We start from the raw sequence: 5271 nt of genomic DNA on the forward strand, positions 1-5271 counted from the left end.
CCGATCTTAGTCCAATCCAGTGTTGCCTTCGTATTCAATACCTTGACCTAATTGATAAAACAGTTGCATGGGTTGACCGCAGAGCCGACAATACTGATGCTCCACTTGTTGTCCCCAGTAGCCCCACCCCGAAAGCTTATCTGCTGTTCTATCCCAAGCTAGTTGAACATCTGTGAGTGTCGGTCTGTCGGGATCGTCTTCCTCGTAGTATTCACAATCAGATGCATCAACATGGAAGATTAGCATTTCTTCATATTCACTGTATTCTGTACCATAGGTTTCCTGTGCTTCCTCAAAGAAAGGATAGTCATCAAAAGGTTGCCATCCGACAATTTGCAGCATATAGCGGCCATGAAAGTCATCAATGCCACAGGTTTGAATTACATAGGGTGTCCATGTACTGAGGGAAGCAGCATCTTCTGCACTAATTTCCGGCTCTGGTGGTGTTGGCGTTGCTGATTCAGGAAGTGCCACAATTTGGGGAAATTGTACATAGCAAGAGAAACAGGAAAATAGTTGAAATAGTCCAGTTCCCAATTTATCTTGTAAGGAGTCAGGTAATTCTTGGAGATTAAGTTGAAAGTGAAAGTTTAGAGCATCTCCACAACCAGAACAATGAGGATAATTTGTACCAGAACTTAGCCAAGGTTTACCCAGATATTTAGATGCGAAGGGCGCATCAACAGTCGGTTTAATCAAAGGTTTCCAGCCTGTGCGCCGGAGATGGTTTAATCGAGCCAAACGGCGATCGCCTCGTGAAATTGGTTGTTTGGTGCGATTGCCTTTGTTTGCGCGTTCGTAACCCTTCTTCAGCTTAGAATTAACGAGTTTGGTCACTTCTGCCTGCGCTTTTTGTGTAGTATCATAGGCTGTGACAGTTGTTTTGCCTGCGTCTCCAATTCGCCCATAGCGTACTTTCACTTCTACATCGTTGATTGTTACCTCATAGAACTTGTGCGACTTCCCATCCGAAAGCTCCAGATATGTCGTTTCCGTTTCCATATAACTGCTCCTTTTACAGAAAAGATGAGGGTGGACTAAATTCTCAAGCCACTTTGCTAATTTAAAAGCCTAAGTAATTTTTTTAAATAAGCTGAAACAAGAAGCAGTTTTATAATTTAGTCCAGCTTCTCGTTTAAAAGCTCTCATCACCGTTCGCAACCAACCCCATCCTTATCTCTATCAAACCCATGCGGATCTGGTGGAACCACTTTAAATCTGCGGTAGGGGATATCAGAACAATTCAAATCAGGTGAATTGGGCGGAATGCAAATATCTGGGTAGGATAAATCGCATTGCTGAACTTGTGGCGATCGCGTAGTTGATGTTGGTTTCTTTCCTCTCCTAAAATCCCAAGGCATAGTCGGCTGCGATTGATTCCAAAAGCCCAACTTCTTACTCTTGGCATCAGCCTCAGCCTGAAGAAATTGCCCTTTGGTACTGTTGCACCCCTGGAGATACTGCCGATAAACAACAGCCTGTCCCTCTTGTACCATTGTCAGGTTCACCGAGCGATTATTCACGAAAATCTCAGCAACAAGTCTTTCGTACTTGTCACGCTCAATCTGTCGAACTTGCACAGACTGGCCCACTGGCAGAAGTTGTTGAAGACGAGCTTTAGATTGCTGACCCCAAGGATTTTGCTTGAGTTCGGGCGCGTCAATGCAGCCGAGGCGAATAGTTACTGGTTGCCCTTTTTGATTGCGAACTCTCAAAGTATCGCCATCACCCACGCTCACCACTGTCATCTTTGGAAGCTTGGTTTGCGCTACAGTTGGCATTCCAGAGAACAACAGTAGGGCTACTGTGAGAATACTGGCTTTGTTCATTAATATACTGAGTGATATGCTGTATCAAGGGTAACTTGCGTTTATTTCTGAACCTGTGATATGGATCAGCATTAAATTTTTAATGCTGATGAACTTTATTATGTATAACTATTAACTATGAAATTATTTAAATACTCAGTTAATCTTGCTGCTGCTTGTATTGTCGCCTCTACTATTAATTATCTGCCTGCGGTAATTGCTCAACCTAAACCTTCATCAACCAATTCAGGCATGAAATTAACCCCAACTCAGTTCAAAGTTTTGCGCTCGTTAGGTTTAAAAGTAGCATTACCAACTTACGTAGGGACAAATTTTCAGGCCGAGAAAGTATTAGTTGAGGCTGGGCGCGAAAATGTTCAGGGCTTACGTTACTTTGTCGTTTACCGAAATTTTAGTGCCAACAAATGCTTTGCCATTGAGTCAGCATCCGGTGGTATTGGTGACTTGCCTTCAGGAACTCGCAGTTACCCGATAAATTCTCCCATATTTGGAAAAAGCGTTTTGGAGTTTGGACTATACGGTAATGCCAAACAACCAACATTGTTATCGCAGTGGTTGGGGGAGCAAAATGGCCCGTTTTATAGATTTGTTGGTACGGGAGTAGTACCAGAATTGTCTGATTGTAGTAATATTACGCCTCAAGAAGCAGTCAAAATTTCCCAATCAATTCGATACTTAAACTAATCGGCTAAGTTAATCAATTGGTTCTTGAGTACATGATAGATAGTTTGAGTTAACCCATCTTTCCAACCTATTAACTTTACTATTAGGACACAAAAGTAAAATATATATAGCCAAAATTAACAAATTATCAGTAAAAGTATGAAACTACCCTACCTTGAAAGCCAAACGATTGACCGCATTATTGAAATGGCATGGGAAGATCGAACCCCCTTTGATGCGATTGAGGTTCAGTTTGGACTAAAAGAAAAACAGGTAATTGCATTAATGCGGCAGCAAATGAAGGAATCTAGCTTCCGGATGTGGCGAGAACGAGTTACTAAACGCACAACGAAGCATTTAAACAAACGAGAGTTTATTACAGGTCGGTTTAAATCACAAAATCAAAAATTATGAACCTGGATGTTTAACGGGATATTGTGTTTGAGAGGAGCGATCGCTCTTGGCTGTGTACAGATGCGATCGCTTTGTGCAAATTTTATTGGTACTAGTTTCATTACCAGCCAGTTGCCTTCCTTTTACCAAGCACTTTATTAATAGCACTCTCACAACTGGCCCACACTCCAACATCAGAAATCGGGATTTTAGCTTGTGTTTGTCACACAATCTTCTGGTTGTTGGAGTATGTTGTTATTCATTAAAACTGCAACCGAAATACTTTGGCTGCCAAATTGCCAAAATACTTTGGAGATAGAACAAACTATCAATAAGTAGGCAATACCTAAGGCGTTGCTTACTTATTGAGTAATGAAAAGAGGGGTAGAAAAATTAAGTCCCAAATGTTTTGATGCCAGAGGGATTTCTAACTTTGGTTGATTGTGCTTGACTCCAGATAAACCAGTTCCCAAATGTGGCCATCTAAGTCAGCAAATCCATGTGCATACATAAAACCGTGATCTTGTGGTTCATTATACGTTGTTCCACCAGATGCGACTGCCTGACGAACCATTTCATCAACTTTGTCTCGGCTATCACAGGACAAACACACTAGCACTTCTGTACTTTTGGTGGCATCACAAATTTCTTTCGGAGTAAAAGTTTTAAATTTTTCATACGTTAAAAGCATGACGAAAATGTTTTCGGACACAATCATGCAAGTGGCAGTTTCATCCGTGAATTGAGAATTAAAACCAAAGCCAAGTTGAGTAAAGAACTGGATTGATTGATTCAGATTTTTGACTGGCAGATTGACGAAAATTTGTGTACTCATAAGCTTTCTGGTAAATTATTTACAGTAGTTGGTTAGCGAAAAAGCACTAAGGTTTAATTCGAGGGAAGATGGACAAAAGCACCTCCCGACAAATCAGGCAGTCTTCTGGCAGTTGATCATCCACGGAATACCAAATTGATCGACCAACATTCCAAAGCGAACAGACCAAAAAGTTTGAGCAATTGCCATCTTGATTTTTCCGTTTTCTGCTAGGGCATGAAAGATATGTTCTGCTTGTGCTGGTTCTTCAATACTCAACTGCACATAAAAGCCTTGGGGTGTTTCAAAGTATCCCGGTGGACTGTCAGACCCCATCAATAGTTGCTTATCTAGGTCGAGGCAGACGTGCATAATTTTGTCATGCCAATGGGCTGGTATGTGTTCTGCTGTCGGGGCATTCCCATGCGTGAGCATCATGACGATTTTGCCGCCTAGACATTGTTCGTAAAATTTGAATGCTTCTTTACAGTTGCCGTTGAAGTTCAGATAAGAATTAATTTTCATGAGGGTATCCTTGGGTAGATTCAGTAGATTGGGCTATATGTCTAGCGTGAAGACAGCTTGAGAGGTGTGCGGGTCGAAGGGGACTGAACAATGCTCATGCACGATCAGCCATTTACCCTGTTGCCGTTGGTAGCCAGCAGTAAACCGCAGCCAAGTCTGCATCGCTGGATGATCCTCTGGCATATCTGTGAAGCGCAACAGCCAATGGGCAAAAGCTAACTCGCCACTCACGAAGATGTTGAGATCCCGTGTCTGTGTCCCAAAAGAGTCGGGAAAGTAAGGCAAACACTCCTCCCAAATACGGCGGAAGGCATCTGCACTCTTAGTTTGAAATGGCACTTTACAATCAAAGTAAATGACATCTTTTGTGTAGTACGCCATGATTCGGTCTACGTCTTTGGCGCAGATAGCACTTTGTTGCTCGTCAATTAGTTGTCTAATCTGAGCTTCGTCGGATGTACTGGTTGTTTCTTTTATTAAGTTAATAGTCATATTTTGTCCTTGTGCAGATTCATCAGTTGGTGTGTTTTGCATTGTGATTGCTTTTATGCGTGGCAGAGCCTATTGCTCTGGCAAGCCCGCAACTTCAATCACGGGACGAATTTCGACAGTACCGACTTTGGCTGCTGGAATCTGGGCAGCGATCGCCATCGCTGCATCAAGATCCTGGGCATCAATCAGGAAAAATCCGCCTAATTGTTCTCGTGTTTCTGCAAACGGCCCGTCGGTCACAAGCGGTTTACCATCACGCACTCGAATACTGGTTGCAGTCGCTACAGGGTGGAGTGGGGCAGTAGCTAAATACTGTCCTTTTGAATTGAGTTGCTGTGCGAGTTGCGCGGATTTTACATAACACTCCTCCCGCTCGGTTTCGCTGAGGGCATTTTCTTCTAAGTAAATCAACAGAACGTATTTCATTAGCTAACCTCCGTTGTTTCCTTTTGTAAGGATTGAGAATTAAATAAGATCCAAAAATAGACACAGCAATGATAGGGTGAACTTATACTGTGAGCAACTCAAAGATGCGATGAATCCCTATCCTTTTAA

The 5271-nt window shown here is 42.4% G+C and carries 9 protein-coding genes; 3 read left to right on the forward strand and 6 right to left on the reverse strand.

Going from position 1 to position 5271, the window contains the following annotated elements; all coding sequences use genetic code 11:
* Positions 1-6: 6 nt before the first annotated feature.
* On the reverse strand, positions 7-1002 hold the full coding sequence (locus H6G76_RS35895) for a WGR domain-containing protein (protein ID WP_190710954.1): 996 nt from the start codon (positions 1000-1002) through the stop codon (positions 7-9).
* A 146-nt stretch (positions 1003-1148) separates the two neighbouring features.
* On the reverse strand, positions 1149-1829 hold the full coding sequence (locus tag H6G76_RS35900) for a thermonuclease family protein (protein ID WP_190710955.1): 681 nt from the start codon (positions 1827-1829) through the stop codon (positions 1149-1151).
* Between the two features lie 117 nt (positions 1830-1946).
* On the opposite strand from H6G76_RS35900, the gene H6G76_RS35905 reads away from it, so the two are divergent.
* From H6G76_RS35905 to H6G76_RS37960, 3 genes are all read left to right on the forward strand, one after another.
* Positions 1947-2513 (forward strand): hypothetical protein, encoded by a 567-nt coding sequence (locus tag H6G76_RS35905; RefSeq protein WP_190710956.1) that lies wholly within the window; start codon positions 1947-1949, stop codon positions 2511-2513.
* A gap of 138 nt (positions 2514-2651) precedes the next feature.
* On the forward strand, positions 2652-2906 hold the full coding sequence (locus H6G76_RS35910) for a TIGR03643 family protein (RefSeq protein WP_190710957.1): 255 nt from the start codon (positions 2652-2654) through the stop codon (positions 2904-2906).
* A gap of 6 nt (positions 2907-2912) precedes the next feature.
* Positions 2913-3047, forward strand: a complete 135-nt coding sequence (locus tag H6G76_RS37960; RefSeq protein ID WP_277883162.1) for a hypothetical protein — start codon at positions 2913-2915, stop codon at positions 3045-3047.
* Between the two features lie 265 nt (positions 3048-3312).
* Here H6G76_RS37960 and H6G76_RS35915 read toward each other — a convergent pair whose 3' ends face one another.
* The 4 genes from H6G76_RS35915 to H6G76_RS35930 all read right to left on the reverse strand — a co-directional run bounded on the left by H6G76_RS35915 (position 3313) and on the right by H6G76_RS35930 (position 5142).
* On the reverse strand, positions 3313-3720 hold the full coding sequence (locus tag H6G76_RS35915; RefSeq protein ID WP_190710958.1) for a VOC family protein: 408 nt from the start codon (positions 3718-3720) through the stop codon (positions 3313-3315).
* Positions 3721-3813: 93 nt separating this feature from the next.
* Positions 3814-4224: a VOC family protein gene (locus H6G76_RS35920; protein WP_190710959.1), complete on the reverse strand. Its 411-nt coding sequence runs from the start codon at positions 4222-4224 to the stop codon at positions 3814-3816.
* Positions 4225-4257: 33 nt separating this feature from the next.
* Complete coding sequence (locus H6G76_RS35925; RefSeq protein ID WP_242056682.1) at positions 4258-4758, reverse strand: nuclear transport factor 2 family protein; 501 nt, start codon at positions 4756-4758, stop codon at positions 4258-4260.
* A 27-nt stretch (positions 4759-4785) separates the two neighbouring features.
* Complete coding sequence (locus tag H6G76_RS35930) at positions 4786-5142, reverse strand: YciI family protein (protein WP_190710960.1); 357 nt, start codon at positions 5140-5142, stop codon at positions 4786-4788.
* Positions 5143-5271 lie beyond the last annotated feature (129 nt).

The sequence above is a fragment of the Nostoc sp. FACHB-152 genome, assembly GCF_014697475.1.
Lineage (GTDB): Bacteria > Cyanobacteriota > Cyanobacteriia > Cyanobacteriales > Nostocaceae > Nostoc_B.

Coding starts and splice junctions, on each gene's coding strand:
- H6G76_RS35900 (WP_190710955.1), bottom strand. CDS start 1,829: ATGAACAAAGCCAGTATTCTCACAGTAGCCCTACTGTTGTTCTCTGGA.
- H6G76_RS35895 (WP_190710954.1), bottom strand. CDS start 1,002: ATGGAAACGGAAACGACATATCTGGAGCTTTCGGATGGGAAGTCGCAC.
- H6G76_RS35925 (WP_242056682.1), bottom strand. CDS start 4,758: ATGCAAAACACACCAACTGATGAATCTGCACAAGGACAAAATATGACT.
- H6G76_RS35930 (WP_190710960.1), bottom strand. CDS start 5,142: ATGAAATACGTTCTGTTGATTTACTTAGAAGAAAATGCCCTCAGCGAA.
- H6G76_RS35920 (WP_190710959.1), bottom strand. CDS start 4,224: ATGAAAATTAATTCTTATCTGAACTTCAACGGCAACTGTAAAGAAGCA.
- H6G76_RS37960 (WP_277883162.1), top strand. CDS start 2,913: ATGTTTAACGGGATATTGTGTTTGAGAGGAGCGATCGCTCTTGGCTGT.
- H6G76_RS35910 (WP_190710957.1), top strand. CDS start 2,652: ATGAAACTACCCTACCTTGAAAGCCAAACGATTGACCGCATTATTGAA.
- H6G76_RS35915 (WP_190710958.1), bottom strand. CDS start 3,720: ATGAGTACACAAATTTTCGTCAATCTGCCAGTCAAAAATCTGAATCAA.
- H6G76_RS35905 (WP_190710956.1), top strand. CDS start 1,947: ATGAAATTATTTAAATACTCAGTTAATCTTGCTGCTGCTTGTATTGTC.